At 37.7% G+C, this 17,475-nt stretch carries 24 protein-coding genes and 1 pseudogene; 10 read left to right on the forward strand and 15 right to left on the reverse strand.

Features of this window, described 5'->3' with window-relative positions:
* Nucleotides 1–70: 70 nt before the first annotated feature.
* Nucleotides 71–625 carry a DUF4142 domain-containing protein gene (locus GO621_RS11235; protein WP_157567033.1) on the reverse strand — a complete coding sequence of 185 codons (555 nt, stop codon included), beginning with the start codon at nt 623–625 and terminating at the stop codon, nt 71–73.
* Nucleotides 626–770: 145 nt separating this feature from the next.
* Between GO621_RS11235 and GO621_RS11240 the strand changes: the two genes are divergently transcribed.
* Nucleotides 771–1,460: a VIT1/CCC1 transporter family protein gene (locus GO621_RS11240; RefSeq protein ID WP_157567034.1), complete on the forward strand. Its 690-nt coding sequence runs from the start codon at nt 771–773 to the stop codon at nt 1,458–1,460.
* Nucleotides 1,461–1,481: 21 nt separating this feature from the next.
* Here GO621_RS11240 and GO621_RS11245 read toward each other — a convergent pair whose 3' ends face one another.
* From GO621_RS11245 to GO621_RS11255, 3 genes are all read right to left on the reverse strand, one after another.
* Nucleotides 1,482–2,003 carry an NADPH-dependent FMN reductase gene (locus GO621_RS11245; protein WP_157567035.1) on the reverse strand — a complete coding sequence of 174 codons (522 nt, stop codon included), beginning with the start codon at nt 2,001–2,003 and terminating at the stop codon, nt 1,482–1,484.
* A gap of 89 nt (nt 2,004–2,092) precedes the next feature.
* A complete protein-coding gene (locus GO621_RS11250; RefSeq protein ID WP_157567037.1) occupies nt 2,093–2,269 on the reverse strand; it encodes a hypothetical protein in 177 nt (58 codons plus the stop codon).
* A gap of 9 nt (nt 2,270–2,278) precedes the next feature.
* Nucleotides 2,279–2,449: a hypothetical protein gene (locus GO621_RS11255; RefSeq protein ID WP_157567039.1), complete on the reverse strand. Its 171-nt coding sequence runs from the start codon at nt 2,447–2,449 to the stop codon at nt 2,279–2,281.
* A gap of 327 nt (nt 2,450–2,776) precedes the next feature.
* Between GO621_RS11255 and GO621_RS11260 the strand changes: the two genes are divergently transcribed.
* From GO621_RS11260 to GO621_RS11285, 6 genes are all read left to right on the forward strand, one after another.
* Nucleotides 2,777–3,586, forward strand: a complete 810-nt coding sequence (locus GO621_RS11260; protein ID WP_157567041.1) for a ParA family protein — start codon at nt 2,777–2,779, stop codon at nt 3,584–3,586.
* The gene (locus tag GO621_RS11265) at nt 3,587–4,504 is read left to right on the forward strand and encodes a ParB/RepB/Spo0J family partition protein (RefSeq protein WP_157567043.1); all 918 of its coding nucleotides are present in this window, start codon (nt 3,587–3,589) and stop codon (nt 4,502–4,504) included.
* A gap of 1 nt (nt 4,505) precedes the next feature.
* A complete protein-coding gene (locus tag GO621_RS11270; protein WP_157567045.1) occupies nt 4,506–5,153 on the forward strand; it encodes a DUF5683 domain-containing protein in 648 nt (215 codons plus the stop codon).
* A gap of 115 nt (nt 5,154–5,268) precedes the next feature.
* A complete protein-coding gene (gene dapB, locus GO621_RS11275; protein WP_157567046.1) occupies nt 5,269–6,021 on the forward strand; it encodes a 4-hydroxy-tetrahydrodipicolinate reductase in 753 nt (250 codons plus the stop codon).
* A gap of 32 nt (nt 6,022–6,053) precedes the next feature.
* Entirely contained in the window at nt 6,054–7,166 is a 1,113-nt protein-coding gene (gene lepB / locus GO621_RS11280; RefSeq protein WP_157567048.1) for a signal peptidase I, read from the forward strand.
* Nucleotides 7,167–7,240: 74 nt separating this feature from the next.
* Complete coding sequence (locus tag GO621_RS11285; RefSeq protein WP_157567050.1) at nt 7,241–8,362, forward strand: hypothetical protein; 1,122 nt, start codon at nt 7,241–7,243, stop codon at nt 8,360–8,362.
* Here the strand turns inward: GO621_RS11285 and GO621_RS11290 are convergent.
* Nucleotides 8,312–8,575: a hypothetical protein gene (locus GO621_RS11290; protein WP_157567052.1), complete on the reverse strand. Its 264-nt coding sequence runs from the start codon at nt 8,573–8,575 to the stop codon at nt 8,312–8,314. The genes GO621_RS11285 and GO621_RS11290 overlap by 51 nt on opposite strands.
* A 110-nt stretch (nt 8,576–8,685) precedes the next feature.
* Nucleotides 8,686–9,114, reverse strand: coding sequence for a hypothetical protein (locus GO621_RS11295; RefSeq protein WP_157567054.1), 429 nt, complete (start codon nt 9,112–9,114; stop codon nt 8,686–8,688).
* Between the two features lie 251 nt (nt 9,115–9,365).
* On the opposite strand from GO621_RS11295, the gene GO621_RS11300 reads away from it, so the two are divergent.
* A complete protein-coding gene (locus tag GO621_RS11300; RefSeq protein ID WP_157567056.1) occupies nt 9,366–9,578 on the forward strand; it encodes a hypothetical protein in 213 nt (70 codons plus the stop codon).
* Nucleotides 9,565–9,907 (forward strand): annotated as a pseudogene (locus GO621_RS19415) (type II toxin-antitoxin system PemK/MazF family toxin). Before GO621_RS11300 ends, GO621_RS19415 begins: the two are co-directional and overlap by 14 nt.
* 9 nt (nt 9,908–9,916) lie before the next feature.
* On the opposite strand, the gene GO621_RS11310 reads toward GO621_RS19415, so the two are convergent.
* From GO621_RS11310 to rpmB, 9 genes are all read right to left on the reverse strand, one after another.
* A complete protein-coding gene (locus tag GO621_RS11310) occupies nt 9,917–10,999 on the reverse strand; it encodes an Ldh family oxidoreductase (RefSeq protein WP_157567057.1) in 1,083 nt (360 codons plus the stop codon).
* 146 nt (nt 11,000–11,145) lie between these two features.
* On the reverse strand, nt 11,146–12,741 hold the full coding sequence (bshC, locus tag GO621_RS11315) for a bacillithiol biosynthesis cysteine-adding enzyme BshC (protein WP_157567059.1): 1,596 nt from the start codon (nt 12,739–12,741) through the stop codon (nt 11,146–11,148).
* A gap of 1 nt (nt 12,742) precedes the next feature.
* Nucleotides 12,743–14,113 (reverse strand): 30S ribosomal protein S12 methylthiotransferase RimO, encoded by a 1,371-nt coding sequence (gene rimO / locus GO621_RS11320; protein WP_157567061.1) that lies wholly within the window; start codon nt 14,111–14,113, stop codon nt 12,743–12,745.
* 10 nt (nt 14,114–14,123) lie between these two features.
* The gene (locus GO621_RS11325; RefSeq protein WP_198170224.1) at nt 14,124–14,396 is read right to left on the reverse strand and encodes a type II toxin-antitoxin system RelE family toxin; all 273 of its coding nucleotides are present in this window, start codon (nt 14,394–14,396) and stop codon (nt 14,124–14,126) included.
* A 1-nt stretch (nt 14,397) separates the two neighbouring features.
* Nucleotides 14,398–14,610: a hypothetical protein gene (locus tag GO621_RS11330; RefSeq protein WP_157567063.1), complete on the reverse strand. Its 213-nt coding sequence runs from the start codon at nt 14,608–14,610 to the stop codon at nt 14,398–14,400.
* An 87-nt stretch (nt 14,611–14,697) separates the two neighbouring features.
* Entirely contained in the window at nt 14,698–15,666 is a 969-nt protein-coding gene (gene ftsY, locus GO621_RS11335) for a signal recognition particle-docking protein FtsY (RefSeq protein WP_157567065.1), read from the reverse strand.
* A gap of 124 nt (nt 15,667–15,790) precedes the next feature.
* A complete protein-coding gene (locus tag GO621_RS11340; protein WP_157567067.1) occupies nt 15,791–15,961 on the reverse strand; it encodes a DUF4295 domain-containing protein in 171 nt (56 codons plus the stop codon).
* A gap of 92 nt (nt 15,962–16,053) precedes the next feature.
* The gene (gene rpmG / locus GO621_RS11345) at nt 16,054–16,236 is read right to left on the reverse strand and encodes a 50S ribosomal protein L33 (protein ID WP_157567070.1); all 183 of its coding nucleotides are present in this window, start codon (nt 16,234–16,236) and stop codon (nt 16,054–16,056) included.
* An 87-nt stretch (nt 16,237–16,323) separates the two neighbouring features.
* Nucleotides 16,324–16,557, reverse strand: a complete 234-nt coding sequence (rpmB, locus tag GO621_RS11350; protein ID WP_157567072.1) for a 50S ribosomal protein L28 — start codon at nt 16,555–16,557, stop codon at nt 16,324–16,326.
* 268 nt (nt 16,558–16,825) lie between these two features.
* On the opposite strand from rpmB, the gene GO621_RS11355 reads away from it, so the two are divergent.
* Nucleotides 16,826–17,416, forward strand: coding sequence for an acetate uptake transporter (locus GO621_RS11355; protein ID WP_157567074.1), 591 nt, complete (start codon nt 16,826–16,828; stop codon nt 17,414–17,416).
* The last annotated feature ends 59 nt before the right edge of the window (nt 17,417–17,475 follow it).

Genomic DNA, 17,475 nt, shown 5'->3' on the forward strand with positions numbered 1-17,475 from the left:
ATTTCTTTTATAGAAAACCGGCAGAACCCGAAAAAACATAAGCAGTAACAGTATGAATAATTAAAATGCTTTAAGGCGTCTCATCCTTCAAAGCAGAAATTGCATACGCCTGTTTAATAATTGCTGCCTGGTTGCTGCCTACAAACATTTTTAAAGGTATGCATTGAATATTTTTTGCAGCATTGTATTCGCGGATCATGGCGTTATGCTGTTTCAGGGTTTGCAGCAGGTAAGCATGATCGAAAGATGCTCCTTTTACTGCACTTAATTTTTGCAGGCTTTCTGTAATAGCAGGTGTTGCTGCTGCAGGTAATTTTACAGCATAATCTTCCGAAACATGGTTTAAGTTTTTGTTTAAGCCGTTGTATAATTCTATCGCTTGTTTCGCAAATTCCTTTACTTTTTGGGTTGAGGCTTTGGTTGTGGCTAACTGTGCTTCGTTAACCTGGTTGGTGCAAAACAAGGAAAGATCATTGGCCAACCTTGTATCTGCTGTGTCCATCGGTTGTTTTGTTGATGCGTTTTGTGCAGTACTATCAGCAGAAGCATTTTTTCCGGAACCGGAGCAGGCATAAAAACCAATTGAAATAAGGAAAGCCGAAAATAGATGGAGTTTGTATTTCATTTTGTGTTGTTGATGGATTAATAAAGTAAAATTATCGATTTTTATCAGCTTTTAACTGGTCAAATTTAATTGCTTTAATTAATCAGACTAATCCCAAATTACAACATTTTTGTGCATCTTCTTTAAACGTTCTTAATTTTAGCAGATGCACCACGAACACCATTTACGCAGCTCTGATACCATTCGCGATATTGTTATTGGCATGTCTGATGGTTTAACCGTACCTTTTGCCCTGGCTGCCGGTTTAAGCGGAGCCGTTAATTCATCTTCTATCATCATCACTGCCGGAATTGCCGAAATTGTTGCCGGTTCTATTGCGATGGGTTTAGGCGGATTTTTAGCCGGAAAAACAGAAGCCGACCATTATGCATCAGAACTAAAACGTGAATATGATGAAGTAGCGCGCGTGCCCGAACAGGAAAAAGCAGAGGTAAAAGAAGTATTTGCAGGTTTCGGATTATCAACACAATTACAAAACCAGGTGGCTGATGAAATGGCAAAAGATACCGATAAATGGGTCGATTTTATGATGCGCTATGAACTCGGCTTAGAAAAACCTGAAGCAAACCGGGCAACACAAAGCGCTTTAACCATCGGGTTTTCTTATATTATTGGCGGTATAATTCCTTTATCGCCTTATTTTTTTATTGCTGAGTCTGGTACAGCTTTATATTATTCCTGTGCCATAACCCTAATTTGCCTGTTTGTTTTTGGTTATTTTAAAAGTAAAGTTACCGGCCAGGCTCCTGTTTCTGATGCCTTAAAAGTAGTAGTTATTGGTGCATTGGCTGCTGCTGCTGCATTTGCAGTGGCCAAATTAATTAACGGCAAATGATATTATTCTGAAATCTTTCGTTTAAAATTTAATAAACCTGTCCATTTGCTCATTGGTAAACCCAATTGTATCTGTTTCTGTTAGATTTCCGTTTGTATCTATTTCTTTTCTAATGAAAGGAATATGCAATTTGAGCGAAAGAACGTGCATGTTTACATAATTGCAAACTCCGGTAAAATGATCAACGCCACGAATGTTTCCATACTTTCCTGAAGAAATGCCAACCAAAGCTGCTTTTTTATCATAAAAACTTCCGGGAAAATCACAGGCATCCACAAAGGCTTTTAAAACGCCTGGAAAACTGCCGTTGTATTCAGGAATAATAAAAATGAATTTTTCTGAAGCATTGACCAATTTCTGCAATGGCTTAAACCCTTCGCTGCGTTTTCCGTAAAGATCAGTTTTAAGCAGGTTGTCAGGCAATTCTTCCAAAGATAAAACCTTTGCTTCAACGCCTTTTTCGTTTAGTTTTTTCTGATAATAAACAGCTAATTTTAAAGTGCTGCTGCCAGGCCTGTTGGTGCCGGCAATTATGGTAAGCATGTGTAAGGCTTTATTTTAAGATGAATGGATAAAAATGCGAAACAAATTTTTCAAATCTAACCTTAAATCGGCTTTCGGTTAAAATTAAATTACTTTTTACGCTGATCTAATTGCTGCAACACTCTATCCTTCCGTTCATCAGTCCTGTTTGCGCCACGTTTTTTTACCAGCCAGCAACCTACAGCTAAAACCAGCAGGATAATAACCAGCGTAATTAAAAGCCGGTAACGTTTTAAAAAGGCTGGGTTATCGTTATCACCGTTCATTTTTTGTAATTAACCTGCATCAGAATCATCCGAAACTTCTGTAGGTGCGTAAGTTTTAATTTCGCCGGTATTGAGTTTTACTTCAATCTGATCTTGTTTTTTCTCCTGATTTTTGTTCACTACACCTTCACCATCTTTGGTAATTACTCTTTCGCCTGCTTCAAATACGCCGTTAGTCATAATCTTTAGATTTTTATTTTGTTTAGGTAACATTGCTTTTAATCAATAGTTTAAAAGAATGTGATTTTAAAGTTCAGAAAAAACAATCGTTAAAAATAGAACCCGCAGAAATTACGTTAGTATTTATAAAGGTTTTAAGAGGAATTGTGTTGTTGATATTAATATAAACTTGTGGAAAATCTGGTTGAATACTTATTGTAAAAATGTAGGTATCTTGCACCTTTAAAAACTAAGTAAAAATTAGGTGTAAAAGAAGCATGAGGTTGTTAATTGATACTTCTTTTACCGCATAAAAATTTACTTTCAAAATTATACTGAGGATTAATAATGAGTAAAATAATCGCGTTAGCTAACCAGAAAGGTGGCGTGGGCAAAACCACTTCTTCTATTAACCTGGCAGCAAGTTTAGCGGTGTTAGAATATAAAACCCTGCTGGTAGATGCAGATCCGCAGGCAAATGCAACATCAGGTATTGGTTTTGATCCGAGAACGATTAAAGACAGTATTTACGAGTGTATCATCAACAATGTAGAACCGGCAGATGCCATCCAGAAAACGGAAACACCAAACCTGGATTTATTGCCGGCACATATTGATCTGGTTGGAGCGGAGATCGAGATGATCAACCTCACCAACCGGGAATACAAAATGAAAGCGGTGCTGGACAAGATCAAAGACCAGTACGATTTTATTATTGTGGATTGCTCGCCGTCCCTGGGTTTAATTACTATTAATGCTTTAACGGCTGCTAATTCTGTCATCATTCCGGTTCAGTGCGAGTATTTTGCGTTGGAAGGTTTGGGGAAATTGCTCAATACCATCAAAATTGTACAAAACCGTTTAAACCCAGCATTGGATATTGAAGGTATTTTGCTGACGATGTATGATGTCCGGTTACGTTTATCAAACCAGGTGGTAGAAGAAGTGCGTACCCATTTTGAGAATCTGGTTTTTAATACCATCATCCAAAGAAACACAAGGTTAAGCGAGGCGCCAAGTTTTGGTATGTCGGTAATTATGCACGACGCAACTTGTAAAGGCGCCATTAATTACCTGAACCTTGCGCGCGAAATTTTGCGTAACAACGGCATGGTAAAAGAGGAAGACAATAACCAGAAAAAAGTAAGCATAAAATAGATGAGTGGCGATAAAAGAAATGCTTTAGGAAGAGGCCTGGGTGCGTTATTAGATGATTCTGTACATGTAAATGCAGCCACAAAAAAGGCCTCGGAAGGAAATGTAGATAAATTAGAAACAGAAGGGTTAAAGGCAGTAAATGCGGTAAAAATCAGTGAGATTGAAGTAAACCCTTTTCAGCCGCGAACAGAATTTGATGAACAGGCTTTGCGCGAACTGGCAGATTCTATCCTTTTGCAAGGCTTGATCCAGCCGGTTACTGTTCGTAAAACTGGTTCGCGTTCTTACCAGTTAATTTCTGGTGAACGCCGTTTGCGCGCTTCTAAATTAGCTGGTTTAACAGAAATTCCGGCTTACGTTCGTACTGCCAACGATCAGCAAATGCTGGAAATGGCGTTGATAGAAAATATCCAGCGGGAAAATCTGAACGCTATAGAAATGGCTTTAAGTTTTCAGCGGATGATTGATGAATGCAACCTGAAGCAGGAAGAGTTAGGCGACCGCGTTAGTAAAAACCGTTCTACCGTAACCAATTACCTTCGTTTGTTAAAATTGCCGCCCGTTGTTCAGTCTTCTATCCGCGACGGACAAATATCAATGGGCCATGCACGTGCTTTGGTAAATGTAGAAGATGCAGCAAAACTGTTGTATATCCATCATCAGATTATAGAAAAAGGTTTGTCGGTACGTAAAGTGGAAGAACTGGTGCGCGAACTGCAAAAAAAGCCTGCTAAAAAAAGCATTGATACGAAACCTGCTCCAGCTTCTTTTCATGCACAAAAAATCCAGGCCGATTTAACTTCTAAATTTAATTCGCAGGTAAAAGTTAAAGTCGGACAAAACGGAAAAGGCAGCATCGAAATTCCATTTATATCAGAAGATGATTTGGGACGGATACTGGAAATGCTCGACTGGTAATATGCGTATCTCAGCCATACTTCTTTTATTAGTATTTTTTTGTGCAGCATCGGTTCAGGCACAGAAAAGGATTAACAATAAAAAGGATATTATAAACAGCAGAGGCGATACCACTTCGGTTTTGGTCCCGTTTAAACCAAAATCAGAACAGCCTAAAGAAAAAGTTTATCATCCGGATAGTACACATAGTCCACATAAAGCCGTATTAAAATCCTTAGCCTTACCGGGATTGGGGCAAATCTACAACCATCATTATTGGAAATTACCTTTAGTTTATGGTGGTTTTGCTGGTTTAGGTTATTCGTATTATGTGGCGCAAACCAATTATAAAGCATTTTTAAAGCAGGCCACAGCCCTTTCGCGTAACGATAAAGCTAATATAGATACAGTAAAATTTGGAAATTTACAACTTGCCCAGATTACCCCTTATGTAGATTTTTATAATCGTAACCGGAGTTTAACCATTATTATTACCGTTGCTTTTTGGGGGATTCAGGCTATTGATGCTTATATTGATGCCAAGTTTCAGCATTCTTATACTATGGATAACAATTTAGGTTTTAAAGTTACCCCAACTATTATCAATGCACCAAGTTTAGCTTATAGTGGCTATATTCCCGGCTTAAAAGTAACTTTAAGAATGAAGTGAGAAGAAGTTATGGGATATCAGGTAAGAGGTATCAGCTCTAAACCGATAAAAATAACAGATACAATAAATGTGCATAAGCTGACAGCTGATACCTGATTGCTGACACCTAAAAATAATGAAAATAGCTTTATTAGGATACGGAAAAATGGGCAAGATAATCGAGCAGGTTGCCCTGGAACGGAAACACGAAATCGTTTTAAAAATAGATCACGATAACTTGCATGAACTAACTGCAGAAAACCTGCAACAAGCAGATGCAGCAATAGAATTTAGTACGCCGCATACTGTTTTAGCAAACATTAAGCATTGTTTTGATGCCGGTGTTCCGGTTGTAGTTGGCGCAACAGGCTGGTATAACCAGTTGCAGGATGTGAAAAACGAATGTTTAGCACTCAATGCTGCCTTAATTTATGCTTCTAACTTTAGCGTTGGCGTTAACATTTTCTTCCATATTAATAAAATGTTGGCCAAAGTAATGGGCCGGTTTTCGAATTACGAAGTTCAGGTAGAAGAAATCCACCACACCCAAAAATTGGATGCACCAAGCGGAACGGCGATTACGATAGCAGAAGGAATTATAGAAAATATACCGGTAAAAGAAGCATGGGTAAATGCAGTTTCAGGACAATTAAATGATGATTCGCCGGCGGTAATAGCACCACAACAATTGCTGATCGAATCGCACAGGATAGAAAACGTACCGGGAACGCACACCGTTATTTACGGTTCTGATGTAGATACCATCGAATTTAAACATACTGCGCATAACCGTTCCGGTTTTGCTTTAGGCGCTGTGCTTGCTGCCGAATGGATTAAAGACCGTAAAGGTTTCTTTACAGCCGCCGATCTGTTTAATTTTAACGCTTAAAAACACTACTTTCACGCCTTCAAAATAAAACAATGAGTTGGAAATTCTGGAATAAATCTGCTGCTGATCCAAAAAAGAAAAAGAAAAGTGCCTCGCGCGAATGGTTCGATGCCATCATATTTGCTGTTGTTGCCGCCACCTTAATCCGTGGTTTGTTTATCGAAGCGTTTACCATTCCAACGCCTTCTATGGAATGTTCGCTGCTGGTTGGCGATTTCCTGTTTGTAAGCAAGGTAAACTATGGCGCGCGTACGCCCATGACGCCAATTTCTTTTCCGTTCGCCCATCATACCATGCCTTTGTTTGATGTAAAATCTTATTGGGATGGTATCAAACTGCCTTATTACCGTTTGCCGGGATTAAGCCATGTTAAAAAAGGCGATGTCGTAGTTTTTAATTATCCGATGGATGCGGATTCTCCTTTATATCGCCCGGTTGATAAACGTGAGAATTACATTAAACGTTGTCAGGGAACTCCGGGAGATACACTAAAACTAATTAATACGCAGGTTTACATCAATGGAAAACCCGAGGCAACGCCGCCAAACAGCCAAACTTCTTACCTGGTTCGTACAAATGGGCAGGAACTGAACCCGCAGGTTTTGTACGATCTGCATATCGATCCTTCGCATGGACAAGTAAATGCAACAGACCTGGAATGGATTATGCCGCACGAAAGTGTGCCTACTTTAAAAGGTTATTCTAACATCACTTATATTGCGCCTTATATTCAGCCAGCCGGACAAGCAGATTTGCAGGTTTTCCCGCACGATCCAAAGCTGAAATGGAACGTCGATAATTACGGTCCGGTTATCATCCCTAAAAAAGGCTGGACGGTAACGTTGGATTCTACCAATTTTATGATTTACGAACGCGCCATTAAATTGTACGAAAACAACAAGCTGGAAAAACGCGGAAACGATATTTACATCAACGGTACCAAAACCAATCAATATACCTTTAAAATGGATTATTACTGGATGATGGGCGATAACCGCCACAACTCGTTAGATAGCCGTTTCTGGGGTTTCGTTCCCGAAGACCACATTGTAGGCAAAGCTTTATTTGTTTGGATGAGCTGGGATGAAAATGCTTCTTTTATGCACAAAATTAGGTGGGAGAGGTTGTTTATGGGGATAAAGTAAGGAAGCGATGCTTCTTTTATCAGGGTAAAATAGTATTTAAAAAGCGTAAAATTGATTGTAGAAAAGGTTGAAATATGAACGCAAATATCAGTGATGATGAGGCACTTTTTTTAAATGCTGAATTATTTAGGGACGCAGCTCAAGTAATTTTTTTAAGAGCTAGGGCTACAAATGTACACCCTGTTGCTGCATTAAAGTTTTTTAATGTAGGGATAATGAATGAAGCTATAGCTATCGAGTTATATTTAAAATGCCTGATTTACATGAATTCTAATACTCATTACGGGAAGCATGAGTATCCAAAACTTTTCAAACGTTTATCTGAAGAGCATCAGCATAAGGTCACACTATATTATGAACAGTTTCTTAATGAGAATCCGATAATTCCTATAATAAAAAAAGATCACCCTACTATTGATTTCTCGCTACCAGCAATTTTAAATGACTGTAAAGACGCATTCCAAAAACATCGATATGAACATGAATATGGCTCAAGTAATTATACGCTTTCAGATTTTGCTAGAGCACTTCATAAATTGATATTAGAATTAAAGACACATTTTAGTAAAATCCTTTCACCAGAAACATGTACAGTAACCCCAGACGCTGTTTTTCTAAGACACTTAGCAAATGGTCAACTTGTTGTTAGCGACCTAACAGAAACAGCCCCCATTTTCTATAATGCAATGTGCTTTAGCTACACATCAGACCTTTTATTAGGCCGACAGAAATTTTCCGATTCCCCTGATGAAGTTAAATGGCATTTATGTTTACCTGTAATATGTAATCATGCATTTGCTATCGAGTTATTTCTTAAAATGATAATAACACTTGAAGGAAACGGTCCAGGTCTAGGACACGATTTAGAATTTCTATTCAATTTGTTAAATGAAAATACTCGATTGAAGATTACCGAATATTACGACGAACTAATTAAAGCTAATCCAAGGACTTTGAAAATAGGGTCAACAACAAGCATTCCTTTGTCTGATTATAAACTTCCAACTGTACTACATGCTGCAAGAGGTTCAGTTGTTAGTTATCGATATGTGCATGAAAATCGTATGCAAATTTATGCGTTATTAGATTTTTTGTTTGCTATCAAACGCATTCTTTGGGAAATGAAGCATGATTTACCTGGATTTTTAGGCTTTAATGCCATTGAATTCTATCCACATGCCGCTATCATTAAATGACAAAATAAGTCGCCAAATGTCATTGCTTCCAGTTTTTTTATAATCTATTACCAATCCTCCACCTTCAAATAATTCAGGCTCTTCCGTCGTACCAAAATTTATAATTTCAGCTCCTATTAAACCCTCTGGAACAGATTCAGATCTGGTAGGATCGAAGTAATGAGGCAACTTCGATATTACTTTTAAGAATTTGGGTTCTATTTCTACTGACATTCTTATATATCGGAAAAGTAACTATCCGCTAATGTAACATTACGATTTAATAAACAATGGTTTCAACGTACTTAAGTAATTAAAGTTTCGTTTTCAATTTTTCGTTAGAACTATCTAAACTCTACTAAAAATCCTTCTTTTTTAAAAATTGCCGTTATCTTCTTTTTACTACAAGTCATTTGTTTGGTAAAAATATAAACTTGCTTAGAAAAAGTTATTTTCTTTCTAGGTGCAAAGAATGATTTTAATTGATCAAATAACGGTTTGTTTGTCGAATTTGATAGAGCTGTTCTATTATATCTACTTTGTTTAACGTAAGCAATCACACTTGACGTATAGTCTTTACTAAAGTTATTGAACAAAAAAGCAAAATGGAATTTATAGTCAGTGTTTACTCCCATAATCACTGGGATGATTAGATTAATTTCGTCGAAATCGTAACTCAAGGCATCTATTCTAAAATAGTAACCTGGGAAGTTGCTTTTCCAAACATCCAATAAATTGGTCACATTATTATTGTCGCTTTCGTAAAGATTCAATGATTAGTTCCGTTTTTTAAATTTGGTTATAAATATAATTACTATAAGTATAAGCTCAACTCTAATCTCACCAACTCCCAATTGATAACGTTGCATAACTGTAGAATTGTTGCACAGGAAAGATAATCTACTGGTCGGGGTTTGTAACTCCAACCTTTGAGCTACGGATTTTTAATCCAACGATACCAAATTTATTTTTAAATTTCACTTAAATTTTCTAAACCTTTAACAACAAAAAAATAAATTTCTTCATGAGCACAACAGAAATCATTAAAGAAATACAAGCCTTGCCTGTCGAAAGCAGGTGGACTATTATTGAACAAACCTTACGTTCAATTAAAGAAGCAGGAAACCAGAACCTGTTGCAGGAAGCTGCAGAAAGCCTTTATCAAGATTATCGCACTGATAAAGAATTAACGGCTTTTACCGATTTAGATTTGGAAGGATTTTATGAAACAAGGTGAAATCTGGTTAATCAGCCTTGATCCAACTATTGGTTCTGAAATCAGGAAAACACGCCCTGCCATCATTGTAAATGATAACCAATTGAGCAAACTTCCTTTAAAAATAATTGTGCCTTTAACGGATTGGAAAGACCGTTATGCAATTGCTCCCTGGATGGTAAAGATTGATCCTGACAAGCAACAATTTGTCTAAAACTTCTGCTGCTGATTGTTTTCAGGTAAGATGTGTAGCAGAAGAACGGTTTATTAAAAGCATAGGAAATGTTACTGATAAGCAGTTAGCAGAAATTCAGTTAGCTTTTACAAAAGTTTTTTCTATTAGAATTTAGCAGGATAATTTAATTTTCATTCAACTTTTCAACACCCAACTTCTCCGCCAACTCATTTAAATCCTGAGCAACAGCATCAACCAAAGGAATACCATTTACTTTACGATCCCGTTCAGCTTCCAGTTCAGGTTCGCCGGGAATAATTACTTTTTGATTTGGATGAATAGGATTGGCTGATTTAAAACGTTTAATCCAGTTATCCAAATGATGTTTAAAATCATTAACCGGACGGAAACCATCTATACGCATCGCACCTAAAAAATGACCAATGCCAGTACCAACCGGATTTGGGGCAGGATCCAAATAAGCCACAAAAGGCGGAACCCAAGGCCCATAATTAGCGCCGGAAAGCACGGCAGAAAGTATATCAACCGTAGCACTCAAACCAAAACCTTTATGGCTGCCATGTTCGCGGTCGCTGCCTAAAGGAAGCAAAGAACCGCCGGACTTTAAAGCATGAGGATCAGTTGTAAAATCGCCGTTTTCATCCTGGATCCAGCCTTCCGGTACCGATTTGCCGGCACGTTGTGCTATTTCTAATTTGCCGTTTGCTGCTGCTGAAGTTGCCATATCTACAATTAGCGGTGGGTATTTTCCTGCGGGAAAAGCATAACACATCGGATTGGTTCCAAGCATTCTTTCATTAGAAAAAGTTGGCGCAACCAGCGGACTTGCGTTAGTCATGGCAAAACCAATCATGTCTTTTTCAACTGCCATTAAAGCATGATAACCGGCAATACCAAAATGATTAGAATTACGAACAGAAACCCAGCCTGAACCATATTTTTCTGCTTTTTCGATTGCAACTTGCATGGCAAAAGGGGCAACAACCAAACCCAAACCGGCATCACCATCTACGGTTGCTGTTGTTGGTGTTTCATGGACAATCTGGATATTTGGTGTTGGGTTGATACGTTTTTTCTCCCATAAACGCACGTAACCACTTAAACGGGCAACACCATGCGAATCAATTCCGCGCAAATCAGATTTTAATAAAATATCAGCAGCCAGCTTTGCATGTTGTTTGCTGCAACCTATTTTTAGAAAAATCTGTTCCGTAAAAGTTCGGAGGGATGCTTCTTTTATCAGCATAAAATTGGTGTTATAATTATGCTGTCATTTCTAAGCTTGTTTTGTCATCCCGACGATAGGAGGGATCTTCATCAAAGCGTTAAATTTATAATTCGATGAAGATTTCTCCCGTTGGTCGAAATGACAGGGCAACGAAATGACAATACTTATTCTGTTAAAATGGTAAATTTAAAATCCAACGGTTTGAAATGCTTCACAAGTTGATTAATTAATTCCGGTCCTTGCTTTACGTAAAACAAGCCAAAATTTTCATTCCGTTCCTGCAAATTTCCTCCCGGAAATAATTCATTTTTAACCTGATCGATTTGGTTTAAACGTGTTTCGTAATTGCGTTTCTCGGCTTTAACCAGCTTTTTTTCCAGGTTAAAAACAGCATGCTCTAATCTTTTTTGAATGGCTTCTGTGGACGGGACTAATGTCGGGTCGATCTTGCTGTTCTGCAGTTTCATCCGTTCAAAAACCTGGCTTAATTCCTGCCATTCCTGTTTTAGTTGCAGTTGGTTCTGGCTGTTTGCCTTGATCCAATCAGTTTTTAAAATATCTGTACCCTGAAAAAAATCTGGAAGTGTTAAACCCATTTTTTCCACTTTTTCCACCGCTCTTTTGCTCACAATCAAACCTGAATTCCGTAAAATCAAAATCGGGAAATCAATTCCGTAAAACTCAAAATTTGCTTTCAGTTCCAGCCAGTAAACCACTTCTGCACCGCCGCCAATGTAAGCGATATTTGGTAAAATTACTTCCTGATAAAGCGGCCGCATCACTACATTCGGACTAAATCTTTCTGGAAAACTTGCAATTTCCGCTTTCAGTTCTTCTTCCGAAAAAGCAGTTTCTGTATTTAAAACTTTATATTGATTATCTTCAAAAACGATACGCTCACGTACTTCGTTTAACAGGTAAAAAAAGTTAATTTCCCGTGGATTTACCTGGATGTGTATGCCCAGTTCTTCCAGTTTTTTATTTGTTGCCGAAATGTTTTTGAAGCTATTTTGGTTAATTATATCTTCCTCAATAATCGGCGCAAATTCCTGTTTCAAACGTGAGTCATCAGCATCTAAAATCACCAATCCAAATTTGCTGAACAATGAATTAACCAAATAACGCGTTGCATCAGCTAATTTTTCAAATTTGGTATAAGCTGTTTCGACTAATTTTGAAAGTTCTTCTGCATGATTTTCGATACCTAAAACACCTTTATATTGATTTAAAGCTTCACGGATTCCTTTGGTTAAAATCCTTCCGGTTGCGCCAGAAACTTCTTCGTTCCAGGCAACTTTTTTGCCGCCGATCTGCGTATGGTTGATCTCCGCAAAATCATGATCTTCCGAGGCCATCCAGTAAACCGGAACGAAGTTTTTATCGGGAAATTCAGATTTTAAATCTTTTGCGAGGTTAATTGCCGTAACAATCTTGAAAATAAAGTATAGCGGACCGGTAAAAATATTGAGCTGATGCCCGGTTGTAACGGTAAAAGTGTTTTCCTGTTTGAGCAGCGAAAGGTTGTTAAGCGTTAATTCTGATACTTCTTTTACCGGTAGTTTTTCGTATTGTGCATTTAAAGCTTCCGTCAAAATGCTTCTTTTACAGGTGTTTTTTTTATGTTGAAGCAATTGCCGGAAGCCATCAAAATCAGGACAGTAACTATAAAAAGGTTTTAAGGCTGCATCGTTTTTTAGGTAAAGGATAACGGTTGGAGAAAAACTATTGGTTGACTGATAATCGATATAAGTTGCATCCATTTTACAGATAGTTGGGCCCGGCAAAGCTTAAGCTGGCTTCCTGCTGAACGATTTTTCCATATAAGTCAAAATCTTCTGCCGAATCAATTTTTACCTGTACAAAACTTCCCGGAGTGGCATATTGTTCGCGTGCATCGATCAAAACCTCGTTATCTACTTCCGGCGAATCGAATTCTGTCCGTCCAACTAAGAACTCACCTTCAATTTTATCGATCAAAACTTTAAAAGTTTCTCCAACTTTCTGATGATTTTTTTCGTGGGAAATTAACTGCTGCACTTCCATGATCGCTTCAGAACGTTCCTGTTTTATTGCTTCCGGAACATCGTCAACCAAATCATAAGCATGTGTTTTTTCTTCATGCGAATATGTAAAACAACCTAAGCGGTCAAATTTGGTATCCATCACCCATTGCTGCATTTCTTCAAAATCCTGCTGCGTTTCGCCCGGATAACCGGTAATTAAAGTCGTTCGCAAAGCAATTCCTGGAACTTTATCACGGATTTGATTGACTACATCAATTGTTTTTTGTTTAGTGATGCCGCGGCGCATCGAACGCAGCATATTATCGGTAATATGTTGTAACGGCATATCGAGGTAATTGCAAATATTGCTGCGCTCGTTCATTACATCCAGAATTTCCATCGGGAAACCAGAAGGATAAGCGTATTGCAAACGGATCCATTCGATACCTTCTACATCAGAAATTCTTCGTAATAATTCATTGAGGTTACGTTTTCCGTACAAGTCCAAACCGTAATAGGTTAAATCCTGTGCAATCATAATCAGTTCTTTCGTTCCGTTTGCAGCCAATTTTTTTGCCTGTAAAACAAGCTCTTCCATTGGTGTAGAAACATGTTTGCCACGCATTAACGGAATGGCACAAAAGGAGCATGGACGGTTACAACCTTCAGCAATTTTAAAATAAGCAAAGTGGGAAGGCGTGGTTAACAAGCGCTCGCCCAATAATTCGTATTTATAATCTGCGCCAATATTTTGCAAAATATCCTGCAGATTATTGGTGCCAAAAAAAGCATCAACATTTGGCAGTTCTGCTTCCAGTTCAGGTTTGTAGCGCTCGGAAAGGCAGCCCGTAACAATCACTTTTCCAACTTTTCCCTGTTCTTTCAGTTCACTAAATTGGAGGATCGTATCAATGGATTCCTGCTTGGCATTATCAATAAAACCGCAGGTATTGATCACCACAATATCATTGCGGCCAACTTTTTCACTCTCATGCACTACATCAAAATAATTGCCTTTCAGCTGGCCCATTAAGAGTTCGGAATCGTATATGTTTTTAGAACAACCTAAAGTAACTACGTTTACACGTGGTTTTTTAATATTGGTTATAGTGGATATTTTCGTTTTCAAAAATCTGTAATTAAGGAAATAAATTGTAAATGTCTTTGCGATGAAGAATCCGTTCAAAAACTAAATTTTGGTTTTCAATTTTTAAACCAATTCTGTAATCGCCAACCCTGATCCGGAAATATAATTCGTAGCCCTGAAGTTTCTTTAAGTTTTTTATTTCTGATAAATGCTCGTAAGCAGGAATTTCCTGAAACACTAATTTTTCAACTTTAATTCGTTGTTTGGAAGGAAGCAAAGCTAAATCTTTCAGAAATTTCTTGTTATAAATTACATTTACCGGCACTTTATTTTGCTTTTTCTAAAGTTTGGTAATAAGCAGTTGCATCTTCCAGACTTAAATTTTCTGCCGGATCATTTTCTTGCATAGCTTTCATCAAGGCAAAATCTTCTTTCTCTGATTCAGTCAAAATATGCGTTTCAAGACCCATCTTTTGAGCCAGGTATTGCAATAAATCCAGGTCTTTTTTATTGTTAGGATGAATAACGATACTTTCCATAATCATAAAATTACGATTAATTATGATAGAACTTATAGTTGAAGCGCCATATAAGCCATAAACAGGAACTCTTTAAAATTTGATGACTTAACTATCCTTAAACAATGAATCTACAAATGCTTTCCGATCAAATAACTGTAATTGATCTGCAGCTTCGCCAACACCAATATATTTTACCGGTATTTTAAACTGATCTGAAATTCCGATGACCACGCCGCCTTTTGCTGTTCCGTCGAGTTTGGTTAAAGCTAAAGCATTTACATCTGTTGCCTGTGTAAACTGTTTGCATTGCTCGATGGCGTTTTGTCCGGTTGATGCATCCAGCACTAACAAAATTTCATGTGGTGCATTTGGGATAACCTTTTGCATCACATTTTTAATCTTGGTCAGCTCGTTCATCAAGCCAACTTTATTATGCAATCGCCCGGCGGTATCAATAATTACGACATCATCTCCGTTGGAAACAGCAGATTTAACGGTATCATAAGCAACGGAAGCCGGATCAGAACCCATGGCCTGTGCAACAACACGAACACCAACACGTTCTCCCCAAAGCTGTATTTGCGAAACTGCAGCCGCACGAAAAGTATCGGCTGCGCCTATAACTACTTTACTGCCAGCTTGTTTTAATTTATGTGCCAGTTTGCCAATGGTGGTTGTTTTGCCCACGCCGTTTACACCAACCACCATTATTACATAAGGCTTGTGGTTGCCGTATTCAAAATTGTGGAAATCGTTGCTGTTGTTTTCGGCTAATAATCCCTGAATTTCTTCCTTTAAAATCCCATTCAGTTCGGTTGTGTTCAGGTATTTGTCCTTTGCAACCCGTTCTTCAATCCGTTTAATAATTTTTAAGGTCGTGTTTACCCCTACATCAGAAGTAACCAGTATTTCTTCCAGGTCATCCAGCACCTCGTCATCAACAGTTGATTTACCGGCAACGGCTTTGGTAATTTTAGAAAAAAAACTGTCCTTGGTTTTCTCCAGGCCCTTTTCCAGGTCCTGTTGCTCTGTAACTGTGTTTTCTTTCTTCTTAAAAAAGTCAAATAATCCCATAAGTTTATTCTAAGGGCCTGGCTGTAAAAGCAAATGCTTCTTTTACGGCAACAAAATTTATATGATAACAAAAAAAGCCCTTCCGGTAAAATCGGAACGGCTTTCTTATTTTAAAAAGAAAAAATTACTGATTAGCAGCTTTTGCTACAGCAATTGCATCTTTAACGTGGTCGTTATGTGCAATAATTTCTTTGAAAGAATAAGCACCGGTTTTAGGAGATTTCACCATTGTAATTACTTTGGAGTATTCTTTGCCTTTTCCGGTTTTCAGGGTTGCAACTACTTTCTTTGCCATTGTGTGTTTTAGAGTTGTCAGTTTCCGGTTGTCAGTTGCGGGTTTAAACAGCCTAAACAGGCAACTCGCAACTCACAACCGGCAACCGAATACTATTTAATTTCTTTATGAACCGTTACTTTTCTCAATACCGGGTTAAATTTCTTTAATTCCAGTCTTTCTGTTGTATTTCTTTTGTTCTTGGTGGTGATGTAACGAGACATGCCCGGCATTCCGCTGGTTTTATGCTCTGTACATTCTAAGATCACCTGAACCCTGTTACCTTTTTTTGCCATGATATTTGGAGTTGTAAGTTGTGGGTTGTAAGTTGTAAGTTAAGCGCCGCGAAGAGGCAACTCACAACAGGCAACCGGTAACTTTATTTAAATGTACCCTTTTTTTACAAATTTATTGATACAAGCGGAAATACCGTTTTTGTTAATTGTTTTAATTGCTGAAGTGGAAACTTTTAAAGTAATCCATTTATCTTCTTCCGGAATGAAGAACTTTTTCAGTTTCAAGTTAGGGTGAAACTTACGTTTGGTTTTAGCATTCGAGTTAGAAACGCTGAATCCGTTCATAGAAGTTTTACCAGTTAAATCGCAAATTCTAGACATGATGAAATGTTTTGTTATTTCTTCTCCTTAAAAAAGAGTTTGCAAATATCAGCATTTGTTACAAAATACACAATAGATTTTTAAAATTAGTTTTGATGATTTTTAGGCGGTAAAAGAAGCATTTGTAATGAATGTAAAAGCAACTTAACAATTCTTTTTGCCCAGCATAAAATTTTAATAAAAATTGTAGATAGTTAACTGGATTCCTTAATTTAACCTGCTCAATCATACGATTGTTAAACCAATTATCAACCTAAAAATTATTGTAATGAAAGAAATTAACGAATTCGTAATGAAGGATTCTTCTGCCAATCCAGGCCCGCTTGGTTTGTTAGGCTTCGGCATGACCACTGTTTTACTAAACCTGCACAATGCTGGTTTTTTCGAAATTAATTCTATGGTCCTGGCAATGGGGGTTTTTTACGGAGGGACAGCACAAGTTATCGCTGGCATTTTAGAATCTAAAAAGAACAATACCTTCGGCATGACGGCCTTTATTTCTTACGGGTTTTTCTGGTTAACATTGGTTGGGTTGATCGTGATGCCAAAGTTAGGCTGGATTGCACCGGCTTCAGAAACAGCAATGGCTTCGTATTTAGTAATGTGGGGAATTTTTACGGGATTATTGTTTATTGGTACTTTACGGCTAAACCGCGCTTTACAAATCGTTTTTGCAACCCTAACCATTTTGTTCTTTTTATTGGCCGCAGGCGATGCAACAGGCAATAAATCTATTACCCATTTTGCCGGATATGAAGGATTACTTTGCGGCTTTTCTGCTATTTATACCGGTGCCGCAATTTTATTAAATGATGTTTATGGCAAAAGTTTCTGGCCTTTAGGTACGTTAACAAAATAATTATGATTTTGAATAGTTCTTGTCTAAACAGAATTTTTAGTTTTACCGGCAAAAACAGT

This window comes from Mucilaginibacter arboris (assembly GCF_009754915.1).
Lineage (GTDB): Bacteria > Bacteroidota > Bacteroidia > Sphingobacteriales > Sphingobacteriaceae > Mucilaginibacter_A > Mucilaginibacter_A arboris.